This window comes from Mesorhizobium sp. WSM4814 (genome assembly GCF_055811595.1).
Genome location: NZ_JBVVQT010000065.1, coordinates 1 through 1,327, shown reverse-complemented (window position 1 = coordinate 1,327; position 1,327 = coordinate 1). Strand labels below are relative to the sequence as shown.

The window sequence follows — 1,327 nt, the reverse complement described above, 5'->3', positions numbered from 1 at the left end:
TGTCCGAACCGGATAGATAGGTAACAGAATGGACTAATTGCATGGGTGACAGTTTTCTCCTCTGCCGGGAGGACTGGCGATGGTTTGGCGAGAGACTGACATCATGGATGAGCGGCTTCGGTTTGTTGTGGCGTGCCTGGCGGGTGATGAGACGATGACGCAGCTGTGTGCTGACTTCGGGGTGTCGCGCAAGATCGGCTACAAATGGCTGGGACGGTACCGGGAGTTCGGCCCGGAAGGTCTGCATGACCGGCCGCGGGCGCCGCTCAATCATGGCCGGGCGACGGCGGTGGATCTGGTGGAGCGGATCGTTGCTTCGAAGGAGGCACATCCACTGTGGGGGCCGAAGAAGATCATGGCGCGGCTCAAGCGCACCGTTCCCGAGTTGGCCTGGCCGTCGGCCTCGACGGCTGGCGCGATCCTGGAGCGGCATGGGCTTGTCGGTCGGCGGCGCGCCCGCTGGAAGGCGGCGGGCAACGGACCATGGCCGCCGGCCGAGGAGCCGAACGCGGTGTGGACGGGCGACCACAAGGGCTGGTTCCGCACCCGTGACGGGTGGCGCTGCGAACCGTTGACGGTGATGGATGCGTCGTGCCGCTTCCTTTTGGCGCTCGAAGCGACGGGCTCGACGGCGGACGACGAGGCCTGGCCGGTGTTCGAGCGGCTGTTTGAGGAACATGGCCTGCCGGATCGGTTCAGAAGCGACAATGGCTCGCCTTTCGCGTCGGCCGGCGTCACCGGGCTGACGCCGCTGTCGGTGCGCTTTATCAAGCTCGGCATCACGCTGGAGCGGATCGCACCCGGCAAGCCGCAGCAGAACGGATGCCACGAGCGCTTCCACCTGACCATGCTGCCGCTGGCCAAGGCGCCGGAGGCCGACAGAACCGCCCAGGGCCAGGCTTTCGAAGCCTTCCGGCGCAGCTACAATGAGGAGCGTCCGCATGAGGCGCTGGCCATGGACACCCCGGCGCAGCATTACCGCTCCTCGTCGCGCGCCATGCCCGCGACACCGCCCGAGCCCGATTATCCGGCCGAGGCGGCAGTGCGCAGCGTGCGCCACAATGGCGAGATCAGGTGGAACGGTGGTTTCGTCTACGTTTCCAAGACGCTGGCCGGCGAAGCGGTCGCCGCCATCGAAACCGAGGATGGCCAATGGGCGCTCAACTTCCATGCCCACCCGCTCGGGATCCTCGACACGAGGCGCATGAAGCTTGTCCGCCGCAGCGCCGCGCCAACCAAACCGCTTGGCGCTGCGGCGGACACTACAGGGGGAAAACTGTAACCCATGTATCCGGTTCAAAGTGTTACCCATCTATCAACTGGACAC

The 1,327-nt window shown here is 65.6% G+C and carries 1 protein-coding gene; it reads left to right on the top strand.

Annotated features, from left to right (window positions below; all coding sequences use genetic code 11):
- Positions 1 to 79 precede the first annotated feature (79 nt).
- On the top strand, positions 80 to 1,282 hold the full coding sequence (locus AC0L2V_RS32155; protein ID WP_473514085.1) for an integrase core domain-containing protein: 1,203 nt from the start codon (positions 80 to 82) through the stop codon (positions 1,280 to 1,282).
- Positions 1,283 to 1,327 lie beyond the last annotated feature (45 nt).